This window comes from Rhodopseudomonas palustris (genome assembly GCF_013415845.1).
GTDB lineage: Bacteria > Pseudomonadota > Alphaproteobacteria > Rhizobiales > Xanthobacteraceae > Rhodopseudomonas > Rhodopseudomonas palustris_F.
This window is the reverse complement of the sequence record NZ_CP058907.1, coordinates 244,793-260,474: the sequence shown is the minus strand read 5'-3', so window position 1 is coordinate 260,474 and position 15,682 is coordinate 244,793. Positions and strand designations below refer to the sequence as shown.

The 15,682-nt window shown below is 65.2% G+C and carries 16 protein-coding genes and 1 pseudogene; 7 read left to right on the top strand and 10 right to left on the bottom strand.

Annotated features, from left to right (window positions below; translation table 11 throughout):
* Nucleotides 1-204: 204 nt before the first annotated feature.
* The 4 genes from HZF03_RS01215 to HZF03_RS01200 all read right to left on the bottom strand — a co-directional run bounded on the left by HZF03_RS01215 (nt 205) and on the right by HZF03_RS01200 (nt 2,301).
* Nucleotides 205-894 carry a hypothetical protein gene (locus tag HZF03_RS01215; RefSeq protein ID WP_119017681.1) on the bottom strand — a complete coding sequence of 230 codons (690 nt, stop codon included), beginning with the start codon at nt 892-894 and terminating at the stop codon, nt 205-207.
* A 120-nt stretch (nt 895-1,014) separates the two neighbouring features.
* The gene (locus HZF03_RS01210) at nt 1,015-1,326 is read right to left on the bottom strand and encodes a hypothetical protein (RefSeq protein WP_042441361.1); all 312 of its coding nucleotides are present in this window, start codon (nt 1,324-1,326) and stop codon (nt 1,015-1,017) included.
* A gap of 111 nt (nt 1,327-1,437) precedes the next feature.
* Nucleotides 1,438-1,722 (bottom strand): hypothetical protein, encoded by a 285-nt coding sequence (locus tag HZF03_RS01205; protein WP_011155805.1) that lies wholly within the window; start codon nt 1,720-1,722, stop codon nt 1,438-1,440.
* A 231-nt stretch (nt 1,723-1,953) separates the two neighbouring features.
* Nucleotides 1,954-2,301: a hypothetical protein gene (locus HZF03_RS01200; protein WP_012494000.1), complete on the bottom strand. Its 348-nt coding sequence runs from the start codon at nt 2,299-2,301 to the stop codon at nt 1,954-1,956.
* Between the two features lie 105 nt (nt 2,302-2,406).
* Here HZF03_RS01200 and HZF03_RS01195 point away from each other — a divergent pair, with 105 nt between their 5' ends.
* From HZF03_RS01195 to HZF03_RS01185, 3 genes are all read left to right on the top strand, one after another.
* Nucleotides 2,407-2,820 (top strand): metallopeptidase family protein, encoded by a 414-nt coding sequence (locus tag HZF03_RS01195; protein ID WP_011155804.1) that lies wholly within the window; start codon nt 2,407-2,409, stop codon nt 2,818-2,820.
* Between the two features lie 85 nt (nt 2,821-2,905).
* A complete protein-coding gene (leuD, locus tag HZF03_RS01190; protein WP_011155803.1) occupies nt 2,906-3,511 on the top strand; it encodes a 3-isopropylmalate dehydratase small subunit in 606 nt (201 codons plus the stop codon).
* Between the two features lie 750 nt (nt 3,512-4,261).
* Nucleotides 4,262-5,953, top strand: a complete 1,692-nt coding sequence (locus HZF03_RS01185) for a methyl-accepting chemotaxis protein (RefSeq protein ID WP_119017682.1) — start codon at nt 4,262-4,264, stop codon at nt 5,951-5,953.
* A 176-nt stretch (nt 5,954-6,129) separates the two neighbouring features.
* On the opposite strand, the gene HZF03_RS01180 is transcribed toward HZF03_RS01185, so the two are convergent.
* Nucleotides 6,130-7,008, bottom strand: coding sequence for an HpcH/HpaI aldolase/citrate lyase family protein (locus tag HZF03_RS01180; protein ID WP_011155801.1), 879 nt, complete (start codon nt 7,006-7,008; stop codon nt 6,130-6,132).
* Between the two features lie 181 nt (nt 7,009-7,189).
* Here HZF03_RS01180 and HZF03_RS01175 point away from each other — a divergent pair, with 181 nt between their 5' ends.
* Complete coding sequence (locus tag HZF03_RS01175; RefSeq protein ID WP_119017701.1) at nt 7,190-7,834, top strand: carbonic anhydrase; 645 nt, start codon at nt 7,190-7,192, stop codon at nt 7,832-7,834.
* A 148-nt stretch (nt 7,835-7,982) separates the two neighbouring features.
* On the opposite strand, the gene HZF03_RS01170 is transcribed toward HZF03_RS01175, so the two are convergent.
* The gene (locus HZF03_RS01170) at nt 7,983-8,537 is read right to left on the bottom strand and encodes a TIGR00645 family protein (RefSeq protein ID WP_119017683.1); all 555 of its coding nucleotides are present in this window, start codon (nt 8,535-8,537) and stop codon (nt 7,983-7,985) included.
* A gap of 135 nt (nt 8,538-8,672) precedes the next feature.
* The gene (locus HZF03_RS01165) at nt 8,673-9,707 is read right to left on the bottom strand and encodes an aspartate-semialdehyde dehydrogenase (RefSeq protein ID WP_011155798.1); all 1,035 of its coding nucleotides are present in this window, start codon (nt 9,705-9,707) and stop codon (nt 8,673-8,675) included.
* A gap of 216 nt (nt 9,708-9,923) precedes the next feature.
* Between HZF03_RS01165 and HZF03_RS01160 the strand changes: the two genes are divergently transcribed.
* Together HZF03_RS01160 and HZF03_RS01155 are read left to right on the top strand one after the other, a co-directional pair.
* Nucleotides 9,924-10,631 carry a hypothetical protein gene (locus HZF03_RS01160; RefSeq protein WP_420853835.1) on the top strand — a complete coding sequence of 236 codons (708 nt, stop codon included), beginning with the start codon at nt 9,924-9,926 and terminating at the stop codon, nt 10,629-10,631.
* Nucleotides 10,632-10,774: 143 nt separating this feature from the next.
* Nucleotides 10,775-11,176 (top strand): hypothetical protein, encoded by a 402-nt coding sequence (locus tag HZF03_RS01155; protein ID WP_012493995.1) that lies wholly within the window; start codon nt 10,775-10,777, stop codon nt 11,174-11,176.
* 156 nt (nt 11,177-11,332) lie between these two features.
* Here the strand turns inward: HZF03_RS01155 and leuB are convergent, their stop codons facing one another.
* A complete protein-coding gene (gene leuB / locus HZF03_RS01150; RefSeq protein ID WP_119017702.1) occupies nt 11,333-12,445 on the bottom strand; it encodes a 3-isopropylmalate dehydrogenase in 1,113 nt (370 codons plus the stop codon).
* 220 nt (nt 12,446-12,665) lie between these two features.
* On the opposite strand from leuB, the pseudogene HZF03_RS01145 reads away from it, so the two are divergent.
* Nucleotides 12,666-13,854, top strand: a pseudogene (locus tag HZF03_RS01145) (YbfB/YjiJ family MFS transporter).
* A gap of 143 nt (nt 13,855-13,997) precedes the next feature.
* Here HZF03_RS01145 and HZF03_RS01140 read toward each other — a convergent pair.
* The gene (locus HZF03_RS01140) at nt 13,998-14,516 is read right to left on the bottom strand and encodes a superoxide dismutase family protein (RefSeq protein ID WP_119017685.1); all 519 of its coding nucleotides are present in this window, start codon (nt 14,514-14,516) and stop codon (nt 13,998-14,000) included.
* A 272-nt stretch (nt 14,517-14,788) separates the two neighbouring features.
* Nucleotides 14,789-15,568 (bottom strand): molybdopterin-dependent oxidoreductase, encoded by a 780-nt coding sequence (locus HZF03_RS01135; protein WP_119017686.1) that lies wholly within the window; start codon nt 15,566-15,568, stop codon nt 14,789-14,791.
* Between the last annotated feature and the right edge of the window lie 114 nt (nt 15,569-15,682).

Here is a 15,682-nt window from a genome sequence, read left to right as displayed (position 1 = left end):
AGCTATTTCGTCTGAGCGAGGTTGAGGATCATACGGAAGCAGGTCTCCGGCTTGTGCGGCGGCTTGATGATCTATTCGAGGAAGTGCGTGGGGAGCCCCCCCGACCTGCTCGACGTCCCAAGGACCAGCCCGGAACGCGGCCGTTATCCTGAGCTCCAACACGAACAGGCGTTTTGGGCGCCTGTTTTGCTTTTTCGGGATCGATCAGTACACCCGCCAGTGGCGGTGATGATGGTGGTGGCGGTGATGATGCCGCCAGTGCCGGTGCCAATGGTGCCGCCAATGTCGGACATGGCAGACCCGGCGCGGGCCGTAATAAGTCCACACCACGCGGCAGACTCGCGGCCGGTAGTAGCCGTAGTAGGCCGGATAGTAGTAGGCGGATCCATAATAGGCCGGCCCGTAATAGCCGTATACGCGCGGCCGGTAGTAACGGCGGTGAAAGCCGTAGTGGTGAGCGCCGAAATAGCGCGGCCGTCCGTAGAAGCGCGGCGCGCCATAGACCCGCGGGCCGGCGTAGAAATGCCGTCCGCCGCCGTAGAACCGGGGTCCAACCGCCGGGCCGCCGCGGAATCCGCCATGGAATGCAGGGCCGCCACGGAAACCACCGCCGCGGAATCCACCGCCATGGAATCCGCCGACGCGTGGACCGCCGCCGCTATGGCCGAAATGATGCTGCACCTGGATCGGCTGCGTTGCGGCGGCAGAGCTGATCGATTTTGTTGCCGGCGTGACCGGTGACAGCGCCAGCGCCGGACGGGGCGTGATCGCCGAGATCGTCAGCGCCGTAGCCGCCATCAGCGCCACGCCGATCCGCCGGACCAGCCGCAGCGGTCCGGGCGAAGGTCGTGAGGATTGAGCCGCAGGCATACGGATCACGCGCAGATCGGCCATCTCGCCTCTCCCTGCGCCGCAGGCGGCGCATTGTCGTTGCACCAACTGGGCGACGCTAGGGTTGGCCGACTGAACGCGTGATGAATGCGCGGACGACTTCCAGCGGCAGCGCCGCGGCGCTTACCAGGACGGCCCGAGGCCCCAGCCGTAGCTGAACGGGAAGAACGGCGATACCGGATCGGGCCGGTACCAATGCGGGCGGGCATTGTAGTCGTAGCTGCCGCGCGGCCCATACACATAGGTGCGGTGCGGCGCCGAATGCCGCCGGACGTGACGATGCTTGGCGTGCGGCTTGCGCTGCCGGGCGCTGATATCGGTTGCCTCCGCGGCCGAGACACCGGTCGCTTTGGCGGCAGTTGCCGGTGTTGCGCCCGCGGGACCGGCCGCGCCGAGCGCCGTCGCCAGAATGGCCGCTCCGATCCATGTCCGCATCGTCACCTCCATCGGCTGCTACTGGCCATCATGTCGGCGTAACCCGCCGAAATGCAACTGCCGCAACGAAAACGGGCCCGCGTTTGCGGGCCCGTTGGTAACCGATCCGTATCAGCGCCAGTGGCGGTGATGATGGTGCCGGTAATGATGATGGTGGTGGTGCCGGTGACCGTAATGCCGGCGAACATGATGGTGCCGGTGCGACCGATGATGATGGCGGTGCATGTGCCGGTGGTGCCGGTACTGCACCTCGGTCGTCTGCGGGATCGCGTCGCGCTGCACCGAGGCGGCGATGCCCGGGGTCGACAGCGGTGCCGCCTGCGCACGCTCGCCGGGCGCGGCGATCAGCAACAGACCGGCGATCGCAGCCAGACCCGACAATTTCAGAATCTTCATCCGACAACTCCTTGGTTGCGACGCGCGTCCGCCCGCTCGATGCGGCTGGCGTGCCTCGGCATGACCCCCTGGAGATCAGGCTGACGCGCACGACGTGAATGCGGTGTGAATGCATCACCCGCCGCGCAGAAATGCGCGACACGAGCGCGAAGTTCCGAAAATCAATGGATTTGCTTGGTAGTTGGCGTACCAACGAGGCGCTGCTGCGAAGCCTTTCGCAGAAGGTGATGCTCAGCCGCGACGCCAGAAGCAGTTCATCCGGGGCACGATCACGGTGCCGCTTGGGCGATATTCCTGGACGTAGCTGGCGGTGCAGTCGCGTACTGCGTTCGGGCCGGGGTTGTAGCGCGGGATGACGTCGTCGCCCTCGTCGCGGGGATAGACCGGCACCCGTCGCGGCGCCCGGCGAACACGGTCCTGCGACGAGACGTCGGTGAGGCGATCGGCCGCTGCGCGATCCGCGTTCGCTGCCGCGGTCTGCTGGGCCTGAGCCGAGGTCGTTGCCGGCAGGCCAAACGCCAGCCCAAGTCCCAGCGCTGCCGCTGTGATCGTGATCCGCCCCTTGCCGAGCTGGTCCATGCTGCCATCGCCCCTTCTAAGCCCCGCGGCAACGTCCCCGATCATGGCGCCGTCGTCAACCGCAAGCCGCTTGCCGCCCCCACCCGATCGCGTACAACGGCCGGTATGTGGATCAATGCCAAAGCCCCCTCCCTCGCCGATCTGGAACAGATGGCGCACGAGATGTTCGCCCGCCTGCCCGGCGAGTTCCGGTCGCTGTGCGAGGACGTCATCATCCGGGTCGACGATTTCGCCACCGAGGAGGTGCTCGACGAGCTCGGGGCCGAGACCGAATTCGACGTGCTCGGGCTGTTTCAGGGCATCGGCTTGCCGCAGCGCTCCAGCCAGGACGTCGCCCCGATGCCCAATATGATCTGGCTGTATCGCCGGCCGATCCTCGACTATTGGGCCGAGCACGACGACAGTCTGGGCGAGATCGTCCGCCATGTCCTGGTGCACGAGATCGGCCACCATTTCGGCCTGTCGGACGACGATATGGAAGCGATCGAGGCCAAGGCCGACGAACTGGCCGAGGATTGAGCCTGCCGCGCGCGGCTCTGCGGTTTGCCGGCTTGACCGCCGGCCAAGGGGCGTTAAGACCATTCCAAACCCCGGAGACCTGACGATGGACAAGTTCACCACGCTGGAAGGCGTCGCTGCGCCGCTGAAGATCATCAATGTCGACACCGACATGATCATTCCCAAGCAGTACCTGAAGACCATCAAGCGCACCGGTCTCGGCAAGGGCTTGTTCTCGGAGCAGCGCTACAAGGACGACGGCAGCGAGAACCCGGATTTCATCCTCAACAAGCCGGCCTATCGCGGCGCCAAGATCCTGGTCGCCGGCGACAATTTCGGCTGCGGCTCGAGCCGTGAGCATGCCCCGTGGGCGCTGCTCGATTTCGGCATCCGCTGCGTGATCTCGACCTCGTTCGGTGACATTTTCTACAACAACTGCTTCAAGAACGGCGTGCTGCCGATCCGGGTGTCGCAGGCCGATCTCGACAAGCTGTTCGACGACGCCGAGCGCGGCTCCAATGCCACGATGACGATCGACCTGCAGGCGCAGGAAATCCGCGGTCCCGACGGCGGCGCGATCAAGTTCGAGATCGACCCGTTCCGCAAGCACTGCCTGATTAACGGTCTCGACGACATCGGCCTGACGCTGGAAAAGAAGCCGTCGATCGACGCCTACGAGACCAAGCTGAAGACCGAGCGCGCCTGGGCGTAACGCCCCGGTTTCCTCGCTTGGCGGGAAGACACGCGGCGAACCGGTGGCCCCGCTTGCGGTCTGTCGGAAAGTTCGCCGATCAAGCTTCGTGATGGCCGGGTTCGCCCCGGCCATTTTCGTCTTTGTCGTCACGTCGGCTCCAAGGCGTAGATTCTCGGGCTGTCCGAGCATGACGCGGCGAGAGTAGGCGTTCGACATCGCCGGTTGAGTTTCAACCAGGCCCTGAGGCTCCCTTGAGCCGCATCGCGTCAGTTAATCTATGAAGTGCGCTATGCGACCACGCAATTGCGTCTGCGCTCACTTCAAGCTTCTTAAACCCGCAATGCCGACGCTTGCCTCGGATCGAGGCGCTGCCGCAGACTCTGATCGTCTGCAATGACGATGCCAAGCGTGGCGTGGGTGCGATCCGAGATTGTGCCACGATGGTCGTATGGACTCGCGCGCTGCATCGTCGCAATGCATGCCGTGCTACGCGGTTTGAAGTTTGCGTTCGGCAATGACGGGAGTTTCCGACCTGCCCCGTCTCGAACTAACTACGCAGACGTTGCACAATTCATCCGATCGAAAGTGATCCGATAACGGTTCTGCGTTGCGCAGAACCGCGCATTCGCGTGTTCGTTGAATGACAAGAGTGTGTCGCTCTCACTTGGTATGATTACGATCTTTAGGGGCGGATTTTCCTGCGACGTAACGTCGTCTTAAGCGGCTGGAACTAATCAGGTCGAAACCGATCCACCCGAGACTAACGTCATGAAAATTCGTCTTTCGATCACATCGATGATCGTCGCTTTCGCCGTGGTTGTTCTGGTGAGCCTCACGGCGATGCTGACCACCAACTTCATGGCGCTCAATCAATTGCGGGTCGGCGGGCCGCTGTATTCGCAGATCAAGCTCGGCAACGATCTGGTCGCCGACATTCTGCCGCCGCCGGCCTATGTGATCGAAGCCTACCTCGAAGCGACGCTGGCGCTGCGCCGGCCCACCGAGTGGCGCGCCCATGCCGCCAAGCTCGAGCAGCTTCACCGCGACTATCTCGATCGGCAGAAATACTGGTCAGGCTCAGAGCTCGATCCGGTCCTGAAGACGCGGCTGACCGTCGACTCCGACGCGGCCGTGCAGAAGTTCTGGAGAGCGGCGGAGCAGGAGCTGATCCCGGCCTTGAGTGCTGGTGACGAGGCAGCGGCGGAGGTTGCCTACACGAAGCTCGATGCAAGCTACGCGGCGCATCGCGCCATTATCGACGACATCGTCAAGCGCGCCAACGCCGAGAACGCCGAGCTTGAAACCGAAGCCGCTCGTCAGGTCGGCAGCTACTCGACAATCGTGTGGATTCTGTCAGGCTTTGCGGCGCTGCTGATCGCGCTCGGCGTCGCCGGCCTCGCGGTCGGAATGGTCCGTCCGTTAGTGCGGCTCACCGCGGCCATGCAGGCGATGGCCGCCGGCATGCTCGACGTCGTGATCCCGGGTGCAGGCCGCAGCGACGAGATCGGCGGCATGGCCAAAGCGATCACCGCGATCAAGACCAACGCCGAGCACAAGGCGAACCAGGAAGCCGCCGAGAAGAGCCGGCAGGAGCATCTTGTCGCCGAGCAGCGCAAGGCCGATATGGCGCGGCTCGCCGACGGTTTCGAAGACGCGGTCGGAGAGATCATCAAGACCGTGTCGTCCGCCGCCAACGAATTGGAAGCCGCCGCGCACTCGCTGTCCTCGACCGCGGCTCGCTCGCTCGAGCTTGCGGTCGGCGTCGCCTCGTCGTCCCAGGAGGCCTCCGCCGGCGTGCAGTCGGTGGCGTCCGCCAGCGAGGAACTGACCGCATCGGTCCACGAGATCGGCCGGCAGGTGCAGACTTCTGCGAACGTGGCGAACGAGGCGGCCGATCAGGCGCGCCAGACCAATGAACGGGTCAGCGAATTGTCGGCCGCTGCGGCCCGGATCGGGGATGTCGTCGAATTGATCAGCAACATTGCCGGGCAGACCAATCTGCTCGCGCTGAACGCGACGATCGAAGCCGCCCGGGCCGGTGAAGCAGGCCGCGGCTTCGCCGTGGTCGCGTCGGAGGTCAAGGCGCTGGCCGAGCAGACCGGCAAGGCCACCGGCGAGATCGGTCAGCAGATCACCGGCATTCAGGCGGCGACCGGCGAGTCGGTGGCTGCCATCAAGGAGATCTGCTCGATCATCGGCCAGATGTCGGAGATCTCCTCCTCGATCGCCTCCGCGGTCGAGGAGCAGGGCATGGCCACCAAGGACATCGCCGTCAACATCCAGCACGCGGCCCACGGCACCTCGCAGGTCGACGAGGACATCGCCCGCGTCCAGGCCGGCGCCCGCGAGACCGGCGCAGCCTCGGTGCAGGTACTGTCCGCCGCCAAATCGCTGTCGAGCGAGAGCAGCCGCCTGCGCGCCGAGGTCGGCAACTTCCTGGCGTCGGTGCGCGCGGCCTGATCGGGCACCGCTCTTTGCAGTCAGAAACACGTCATTCCGGGGCGCCGCGCAGCGGCGAACCCGGAATCGCGATGTTCAAATAACCAACGATCGCAAAACAATCTCGGGATTCCGGGTTCGCGAGCTGTGCGCTCGCGCCCCGGAATGACCATCCGCTGTATTAGCCGCTTGCGGCCTTAATGGCCTGCGGTCTCGATCGCGTCGGCGATCGCAATCGTCTTCTTGGCGATTTCGGCGTGCAGGCGTTCGACCATGCGGCCGTCGAGCTGGATCGCGCCGCGGCCCTGGTTCTCCGGGCGCTCGAATGCGGCGAGGATCTTGCGGGCCTGGGCGACGTCTTCGGGCGGCGGCGTGAAGGCGGCGTTGCAGGCGTCGATTTGGCCGGGATGGATCAGCGTCTTGCCGTCGAAGCCGAGGTCGCGCGCCTGCGCGCACTCTTCCGACAGGCCGTCGACATTGCCGATGTCGCTGTACGGTCCGTCCAGCGCGATCAGGCCGTGGACGCGCGCGGCGAGCACGCAATGCGTGATCATCGACAGCATGGTGGAGCGGCCGGGCAGCATTCGAATGCCGGTTTCGCGCGAGATGTCGTTGGGGCCGAACACGAAGCCTTCCAGCCGCGACTTGGCCTCGTGCTTCTGTGCGGCCAGTTCCTCGGCATGCAGCACGCCGCGCGCGGTCTCGATCATGATCCAGACCCGGATCGATGGATCGGCGCCGAGTTCGGCGAGCTTGTTGCCCACGGTGGCGATGTCTTCGATGCTCGAGACCTTCGGCACCAGAATGCCGTCCGGCCCGGCCTTTGCGGCCATCGCGATGTCGTCCTGCCACCACGCGGTGTCGAGCGCGTTGATCCGCACCAGGACTTCGCGCTTGCCGTAGCCCTTGGCCGCCACAGCCGCTGCGATCTGGTCGCGCGCCGTATCCTTGGCGTCGGGCGCCACCGCGTCTTCGAGGTCCAGGATCAGGCCGTCGACGGGCAGCAGCCGGGCCTTTTCAAGCGCCCGCGCGTTCGATCCCGGCATGAACAAGAGGCTGCGGCGCGGTCGAATCATGGTTCCCCCTTCGGCGTCACGAAAACGTCCGAGCCGATAGCATCTCGATCATCCGGTCGGAAGGCTTGTTCGCGGCCCCGTCCTGTGATTATGCGAGCGGCATCAGGCCGCGCGCGTCGCGATGGCGGTATCGTTCGCCGACGTGCCCCACCCCCGCACCCTGAAGGAGGGAACTGCGCCGATGACATCCTTTCCGAAGTCACTGATCGACGGTTACGAGGCGTTCCGGACGCAGCGGCTGCCGACCGAGCAGAGCCGCTTCCGTGAACTCTCCGAGCGCGGTCAGTCGCCGGAAGTGATGGTGATCGGCTGCTGCGACAGCCGCGTCTCGCCGGAGGTCATCTTCGACGCCGGGCCGGGCGAGATTTTCGTGGTGCGCAATGTCGCCAATCTGGTGCCGGTGTACGAGCCGGACGGCGGCGCCCACGGCGTTTCGGCGGCGCTGGAATTCGCCGTGCAGGTGCTCAGGGTGAAGCACATCGTGGTGCTCGGCCACGCGCTGTGCGGCGGCATCAAGGCGTTCACCGACAAGACCCCGCCGCTGACCGAAAGCGACTTCATCGGCCGCTGGATGCAGATGTTCACCAAGCCGGGCGAAGTGGTCGAAAAGCGCGACCACGAAACCGTGCAGGACTTCCGCACCCGGATCGAAAAGGCAGCGGTGTTCCGCAGCATCGAGAACCTGATGACGTTCCCGTGCATCAAAATCCTGGTCGAGCGTGGCAAGCTGCAGCTCCACGGCGCCTATTTCGGTGTCGCCGACGGCGATCTGTTCGTGCTCGATCAGGAGAACAAGCAGTTCGTGCCGGCCGCAAAAGTCGTGTGAGAGCAGACGCGACGTCATGGCCGGGGCTGGACCCGGCAATCCATCGTTTGGAAGCCAATCAGCTAATCGTTCACTGCGCTTCGCGCGGGATGGATGCGCGGGTCAAGCCCGCGCATGACGCTGTGCCGGGAGAGCGCCAAGGAAGCGGCTAATGTCCGCCTTTATCGTCGCTGTGGCCCCAGCGGTCGGATAGCGCCATGATCAGGGTCGAGACCACGAACACCAGATGGATGCCGACCAGCCAGGTGAGTTTGGTCTGATCGTAGCTGTCGATGTTCATGAACGCTTTGAGCACCTGGATCGCCGAGATTGCCACGATCGAGGCCAGCAGCTTCTGCTTCAGTCCGGCGAAATCGACCTTGGTCATCCATTCCGGCCAATCCGGATGATTGCCGGGGTCGATCCGCGACACGAAGTTCTCGTAGCCGGAGAACACCACGATCAGCACCAGATTGCCGGTCAGCGACACGTCGATCAGGCTGAGCACGCCGAGGATGATGTCGGATTCCTTGGCGAGCGTCGCGTGCACGATGAACTCGTACAGCAGCATCACGAATTTATAGAGCAGCACGACGAGGCTGATCACCAGACCGAAATAGAACGGCGCCATCAGCCAGCGGCTGTTGAACAGCAAGGTCTCGAAGCCGCGCTCGACGTGTTTCGCGGAGGACGGGGATGGCGTCGGATCAGGTTGGTCGGTCATGGGGCGGCCGTGGGCAATGAAGCTGCGCCAGCCTAACGTGCGGGCGCGCTCGCGTCAGTACCGTTGCGCACCCCGAACGAAAATGGCCGGGGACGAGCCCCGGCCATTGCCTGTCGATATCAAAATTCCTGACGGCTATGCCGCCTGCTTCTTGGCGGTGATCAGCTTACGGTTGATCAGCACTTCGGCGATCTGGATCGCGTTCAGCGCCGCGCCCTTGCGCAGGTTGTCGGACACGCACCACAGCACCAGACCGTTGTCGACGGTCGGGTCGGTGCGGATGCGGCTGATATAGGTCGCATCCTCGCCGGCGGCTTCATACGGCGTGACGTAGCCGCCCGGCTCGTGCTTGTCGATGACGAGGCAGCCCGGCGCCTTGCGCAAGATCTCGCGCGCTTCGTCGGCGCTGATCGGGTTCTCGAACTCGATGTTGACCGATTCCGAGTGGCTGACGAACACCGGCACCCGCACGCAGGTCGCGGTCAGTTTGATCTTGGGGTCGAGGATCTTCTTGGTCTCGACCACCATCTTCCACTCTTCCTTGGTAAAGCCGTCTTCCATGAAGACGTCGATCTGCGGGATGAGGTTGAAGGCGATCCGCTTCGGGAATTTCTTATTCACCAGCTCGCTGTTGGTGTAGACGGCCTTGGTCTGCGAGAACAGCTCGTCCATCGCGTCCTTGCCGGCGCCCGACACCGACTGATAGGTCGACACCACCACGCGCTTGATCTTGGCGTGATCATGCAGCGGCTTCAGCGCCACCACGAGCTGCGCGGTCGAGCAGTTCGGATTGGCGATGATGTTCTTCTTGGTGAAGCCGGCCGCGGCCGCTGCGTTCACTTCGGGAACGATCAGCGGCACGTCCGGGTCCATCCGCCACGCGCTGGAGTTGTCGATCACCACCGCGCCCTGCGCACCGATCTTCGGCGACCATTCCTTCGACACTTCGCCGCCGGCCGACATCAGGCAGATGTCGACGTCGCTGAAGTCGTAGTGCTCGAGCGCCTTGCATTTCAGGGTTTTGTCGCCGTAGCTCACCTCGACGCCGACCGAGCGGCGCGATGCCAGCGCCACCACCTCGTCGGCCGGGAATTTGCGTTCGTCCAGAATGGCGAGCATCTCACGCCCGACATTGCCGGTCGCACCCACTACCGCGACTTTGTAACCCATCGTTCACTCTCCGAAGGAATTTGCTCCGCTGCGGCAGGCCGCAGCAAGGAGAAGTCAGCGCTTCTATGCGAGAAACGCCTCGGACACAACGTAGTAGCCGTTCGAGCCCGCGCAATGCGAAGCAGCCCTGCCCTCCGCGCCGCAGCCTCCCGGCACCGGATTTATCCGGCGCTGCAGAGCTTCGCCGAGGAATGTCGTGACACCCTGCTGCGGACGATGGCCTATGTGGGCGCGCTGGCGCTGATCGGCCTCATCGTATTCTACACCGCCAATCCGCTGACCGACGCCGCGATCACCGCGGCGACCACCGCCGAGGCCGGACTGGGCTGGAGCGTGGCGACGCGGTCGCAACCGGCCTACGCGCTCAGTCAGCTCGATTGGCCGGGCAAGGCCGAGACGACCGAAATTCTGCGCCACCCCGATGGCGGCCGCAAAGACATCCTGCGCTTGGCTGCGCCGGGAGAGCCGGTGACGGCCGAGATCGAGATCTACCGGATCGGTCGTGAGACCTCCCGTGTCGCGGCAGAAGCGGCCCTGGCGGCCCGCATGGACCCGGCTGGAACTGCGACGATCGAGACCGCCGGGGTGATCGATACCAAGTTCGGCCCGGTGCCGCTGTTCAGCCTCCCGGGGAGCGATCGGCCGGCCGGTTCTTGTCTGGGCTTCGTCAAAGCGATCGATGCCGCGAGTTTGAGGATTTCCGGTTTCTCCTGTCGCGGCGACAGCGGGCCGCAGCGCCGGTCCGCGGCGGCCTGCCTGCTCGACCGGCTGGTGCTGCTGGGTGGTGATGCCGCGACGGCCGCTGCGTTCGCCCAGGCGGAGTTGCGGCGCGGCAGCTGCGCGCCGAATCAGTCCGCGGCTTCGGAGGCGTCCGCCGACTGGCTGACCGGTCCGCAGGACCCTCTGCTGCGCGGTCGGCTATGAGCGAAAGACGGGCCGGGGGCGGCGTAACGCCCTGGAGTTGATGCAACATTTTGGCGACGGGCGGATTGAATGATTGTCGGCTGGTGTTGCCGGATTGATCTTGTGGCCGGTGTGCGGCGGCGGCTACAAAGGACGAACCTGGAATGCGCCTGCCGATGGGGACCCCGATGTTCGTGAAATCCACTGCCGCCAGACTGTTGCCGGTCCTGCTCGCGGCAGCCGCCGTCGCCGTGATCGGCGTCAGCAATGCCGATGCCGCGCCGAAGAAGAAGCGGGTTTACGGCACCTCCGACCAGATCCGCTACGGCTCCCGCGGCCCGAACGTGGTCTATCAGGCCGGTCCCCGCACCCGAGTGTACGTCACCAAGCGGTCCTGGCTCGATGCCGGCACCGAAGTGCAGCCGGGCGAACGTCACTTCTCGGACTACGCCTTCCCGCCGGGCTATTCGTTCGCCCGCGAGAACGGCCAGCGCCCGCTCGACCGTTGGCCGCTCAACCCGGCCTCCGATCTCGGCGGCTCTCCGACCGGTTTCCCGCTGTACTGATCCGCTGCGGCACCCGTAGCGACAGCTTCAGAAACGAAAACGCCCGCCGATCCGGCGGGCGTTTTTGTTTGGGTTCAGGTCCCCGCCGGGCTGGGCCCGGCGGTTCCTCGCATTGTTGAAGATCGGTTCGCGGCGGCTGGCCCGCGAATGATCTCGTCAGGCGTGCAGGGTCTGCAGTTCGGTGACGATCGCTTCGCCCATCTGCGAGGTCGAGATCACCGTGGTGCCTTCGCTCTTGATGTCGGCGGTGCGCAGGCCCTTGGCCAGGACCGCGGCGATCGCTTCGTCAAGCTTGTCGGCCAGCGCGCCCATGTCGAGCGAATAGCGCAGCGCCATGCCGAACGAGGCCAGCATCGCCACCGGGTTGGCCATGCCCTTGCCGGCGATGTCCGGGGCCGAGCCGTGCACCGGCTCGTACATCGACTTGCGCTTGCCGGTCTTGGCGTCGACTTCGCCGAGCGAGGCCGACGGCAGCATGCCGAGCGAGCCGGTCAGCATCGCGGCGATGTCGGACAGCATGTCGCCGAACAGGTTGTCGGTGACGATGACGTCGAACTGCTTCGGCCACTTGACCAGGTTCATGCCGCCCGAGTCGGCGAGCTGGTGGTCGAGCTGGACGTCCTTGTATTCGCGGTCGTGCACGGCGGTGATCACTTCATTCCAAAGCACGCCCGTCTTCATGACGTTGCGCTTCTCCATCGAGGTGACCTTGTTGCGGCGCTTGCGGGCGAGGTCAAACGCGACCCGGCCGATCCGCTCGATCTCGTAGGTGTCGTAGACCTGAGTGTCGACCGCGCGCTTCTGGCCGTTGCCGAGATCGGTGATGGTCTTCGGCTCGCCGAAATACACGCCGCCGGTCAACTCGCGGACGATCATGATGTCGAGGCCTTCGACCACGTCGCGCTTCAAGCTCGAGGAATCCGCCAGCGCCGGGTAGCACACTGCCGGCCGCAGATTGGCGAACAGGCCGAGATCCTTGCGCAGCCGCAGCAGGCCGGCTTCGGGGCGGGCGTCGTAGGGCACGCCGTCCCACTTCGGGCCGCCGACCGCGCCGAAGATCACCGCGTCGGAGTCCTGCGCCAGCGCCATGGTGGCGTCGGTGATCGCCACCTTGTCGGCGTCATAGGCGGCGCCGCCGACCAGGCCGTGCTCGGTCTCGAAGCTGGCAATGCCGGCCTTGTTGAGCCAGTCAATCAGCCGGCTGACCTCGGCCATCACTTCGGTGCCGATGCCGTCGCCGGGGAGAAGAAGCAGTTTGTGCGTTGCCATGATCGGGTCCTTGCAAGCGTCATCGCCGGGCTTGACCCGGCGATCCATCGTTTCGAGACGGATGGATGCCCGGGTCGAGCCCGGGCATGACAGGAAGAAATGAATTCGCGGGGCCGAGTGCTAGATCGCCGGTGCGGGCTTGGCAAGACAGTGTTGCCGCCGCTGCGTGTTGCGGGTGGGGCGCATTCGCTGCCAGAATGACCGAGCCGGAGACCCTTTCTTGACCCTGCTCGACCGCACCGAGGCGGCGCCCGCTCACCCCGCGCGCCTGATCCTGATCCTGTCGCTTGCGCCGACCGTCGGGCTCGGGATTGGCCGCTTCGCCTATTCGCTGCTGCTGCCGGATATGCGCGACAGCCTCGGCTGGTCGTATTCGGCGGCCGGATTCATGAACACCATCAATGCGGCGGGCTATCTGGTCGGCGCGCTGGTGACGTCCCGGCTGGTCGCCCGGTTCGGCATGGCGGCGATCGTGCGGGTTGGCACGCTGGCCTGCGTCGCCTCGTTGGCGCTATGCGCGCTGTCGGGCAATTTCGCCGTCCTGTCGGCGGCCCGGCTGATTGCCGGGATCGGCGCGGCGCTGGCGTTCGTGGCCGGCGGGGGCGCTCGCCACCACGATCGCCCAGGCGCAGCCGGCGCGGTCGGCATTTCTGCTCAGCCTGTTCTATGCCGGCCCCGGCATCGGCATCCTGTCGTCGGGGCTGATCGCGCCGTTTCTGCTGCAGGCGGCCGGCCCCGGCTCATGGTGGATCGGCTGGCTGGTACTGGCGGCGCTGTCGGCCGCGATGACCCTACCGGTGCTGCTGGCGCCGATCGGGGTCGATGGCGGGCTCGGCGGCGGCCGCGCAGCGCCGTTCCGGATTGCCCCCGTGCTGGTTTATCTCGCCGGCTACTTCATGTTCGGTGCCGGCTACATCGCCTACATGACGTTCATGATCGCCTATGTGCGCGATGCCGGCGGCGGTGCCGCGGCGCAGAGCGCGTTCTGGTGTCTGATCGGGATCAGTGCTTTCGTTACGCCCTGGGTCTGGCGCCGGGTGATGGCGCTGCACCGCGGCGGGCTGTCGACCACCATCATCCTGGCGGTCAATGCGGTCGGCGCGGTGTTGCCGCTGTTCAGCCTGTCGCCCGTGATGCTGGCGACCTCGGCGCTGGTGTTCGGGGTGTCGTTCTTCGCGGTGGTGGCCTCGACCACCGCGTTCGTCCGCTTCAACTATCCGCAGGCCGGCTGGCCCGGCGCGATCGCCGCGATGACCATCGCATTCGGCATTGGCCAGACGCTCGGCCCGCTGGTGGTTGGTGCCATCACCGACGCGATCGGCTCGCTGTCTTCCGCGCTCGCCGTCTCCGCCGCGACGCTGGCACTCGGCGCAGCGCTGTCGGCCTTCCAGCGACCGCTGCCTAAGTAGTCCCAACTCGCACCGTCATTCCGGGGCGCTCGCATAGCGAGCGAACCCGGAATCCAGAAGTTGGTGCGACGTGTGGCCGCGCTGAACATGTCGAGATTCCGGGTTCACGCGCGTTGCGCGTGCCCCGGAATGACCTGCCCGCGTTACTTCGCTTCCTCGATCACGCCGCAGGCGATGCGGTCGCCGGCGTTGCCGGCGGGATCGGATTTGTAGTCGTCGGCCTTGGCGTGGATCACCAGCGCGGTGCCGCCGTCCTTGAACACCGAGTTCGGCTTGCCCTTGGCGAGCGTCACCGCGTCGTTGACGACGTCGATACTCAGCGCGCCGGAGGCCGGCACGTCGAGGTTCGGCATATCGCCCGCATGGGCGCCGCCCTCTGCCATCTTGCCGTGCTTCTTGTTCTCCGGATTGAAATGGCCGCCCGCCGAGGTGAATGGCGGCTCGCATTTGCCGACTGCGTGGATGTGGAAGGCGTGTTCGCCCGGCGGCAGTCCCTTCAGCGCCAGCTTGATGGTGACGCCCTTGCTACCCTCGGTCAGCGTCGCGGTGCCGATCTCGGCGCCTTCGGCGTTCTTCAGCGTCGCCTTGGCGCTGTCCGCCGCCATCGCCGCCGTGGTGACGCCGAGCAGCGCGCCGGTGCACAACAAAGCTCGCAGGATCATCAGGACCTCCCGTGACGTGTGTTCTGAAAACGTATGCGCGACGCTAACACCGCGACCGCCGCGACGCCAACACGCGATTGGCCGCGGATCTGGCGAGGAACCATTTGTGATTGTTGGGATGTGACAGACGTCCCCCGAGTCATTCCGGGGCGCTCACGCAGTGAGCGAGCCCGGAATCTCGACATGCGGGGCACGCGCCGATCACAATAACCGCGGTATTCCGGGCTCACGCGCGTTGCGCGTGCCCCGGAATGACGGGCGGATGAGGACGACTACAACCCGCTGAACGAATTATAACCCTGATCTTCCCAATAGCCGCCCTTGTAGTCGTTGGTGACTTCCATCGACACGACGTATTTCGGATTCTTGAAGCCAAGCTTGGTCGGAATCCGGATCTTCATCGGATAGCCGTAGGCCCGCGGCAGCACGTCGCCGCCGAACTTGAAGGTCATCTGGGTCTGCGGATGCAGCGCGGTCGGCATGTCGATCGGCGAGGTGTAGTCGTCGGCACAGCGGAACCAGACGTAGTTTGCCTTGGTGTCGGCGCCGATCAGGTCGAGGAAGTCGCGCAGCCGCACCCCGCTCCACTGGCCGATCGCGCTCCAGCCTTCGACGCAGACGTGGCGGGTGATCTGCGACACCTCGGGCAGCTGCGTCAGCTCCTGCAACGTCCAGCTCTTCTTGTTCTGGACCAGGCCCGAAACCTCCAGCTTCCAATCGCCACCGTCGATCGTCGGCGCTTCGTCAAGTGAGTAGTAGGCGTTGAACGGGAACGGCCGGGTGATGTCCTTCTCGCTGAAGGTCGGCGCCAGTGTGTTCGGATTGAAGATCGCCGCCTGCACCGCGTCGTTGAATTTCGACACCTTGGCGAGCAGCGTCTCGGCCGAGGCGCCGTCGACGACGTCGCAGCCGGTCAGCAGCGTCAGCGCGCCGAGGCTGGCGCCGCCGGCGAGGAAGCGCCGCCGCGATACATCGGGTATCAGCTTGGCAGCGTCGCGAACCAGCAGCTTCTTGTCGACGCCCGGGATCAGCAGTCTGTTGATGCGCAGCATATGTTTGTCCTCTTGGCGTCATTGCGAGGAGCGAAGCGGCGAAGCAATCCAGCTCGATGCACGGAGGTAGGATTGCTTCCCGGTGCTCGCCATGACGGAGAAACTGCCTTTAGG

Bases quoted from the DNA above. Each gene is read 5' to 3' on its own strand.
- HZF03_RS01215 (WP_119017681.1), bottom strand. From the start codon at position 894: ATGGCCGATCTGCGCGTGATCCGTATGCCTGCGGCTCAATCCTCACGA.
- HZF03_RS01210 (WP_042441361.1), bottom strand. From the start codon at position 1,326: ATGCGGACATGGATCGGAGCGGCCATTCTGGCGACGGCGCTCGGCGCG.
- HZF03_RS01205 (WP_011155805.1), bottom strand. From the start codon at position 1,722: ATGAAGATTCTGAAATTGTCGGGTCTGGCTGCGATCGCCGGTCTGTTG.
- HZF03_RS01200 (WP_012494000.1), bottom strand. From the start codon at position 2,301: ATGGACCAGCTCGGCAAGGGGCGGATCACGATCACAGCGGCAGCGCTG.
- HZF03_RS01195 (WP_011155804.1), top strand. From the start codon at position 2,407: ATGTGGATCAATGCCAAAGCCCCCTCCCTCGCCGATCTGGAACAGATG.
- leuD (WP_011155803.1), top strand. From the start codon at position 2,906: ATGGACAAGTTCACCACGCTGGAAGGCGTCGCTGCGCCGCTGAAGATC.
- HZF03_RS01185 (WP_119017682.1), top strand. From the start codon at position 4,262: ATGAAAATTCGTCTTTCGATCACATCGATGATCGTCGCTTTCGCCGTG.
- HZF03_RS01180 (WP_011155801.1), bottom strand. From the start codon at position 7,008: ATGATTCGACCGCGCCGCAGCCTCTTGTTCATGCCGGGATCGAACGCG.
- HZF03_RS01175 (WP_119017701.1), top strand. From the start codon at position 7,190: ATGACATCCTTTCCGAAGTCACTGATCGACGGTTACGAGGCGTTCCGG.
- HZF03_RS01170 (WP_119017683.1), bottom strand. From the start codon at position 8,537: ATGACCGACCAACCTGATCCGACGCCATCCCCGTCCTCCGCGAAACAC.
- HZF03_RS01165 (WP_011155798.1), bottom strand. From the start codon at position 9,707: ATGGGTTACAAAGTCGCGGTAGTGGGTGCGACCGGCAATGTCGGGCGT.
- HZF03_RS01160 (WP_420853835.1), top strand. From the start codon at position 9,924: ATGGCCTATGTGGGCGCGCTGGCGCTGATCGGCCTCATCGTATTCTAC.
- HZF03_RS01155 (WP_012493995.1), top strand. From the start codon at position 10,775: ATGCGCCTGCCGATGGGGACCCCGATGTTCGTGAAATCCACTGCCGCC.
- leuB (WP_119017702.1), bottom strand. From the start codon at position 12,445: ATGGCAACGCACAAACTGCTTCTTCTCCCCGGCGACGGCATCGGCACC.
- HZF03_RS01140 (WP_119017685.1), bottom strand. From the start codon at position 14,516: ATGATCCTGCGAGCTTTGTTGTGCACCGGCGCGCTGCTCGGCGTCACC.
- HZF03_RS01135 (WP_119017686.1), bottom strand. From the start codon at position 15,568: ATGCTGCGCATCAACAGACTGCTGATCCCGGGCGTCGACAAGAAGCTG.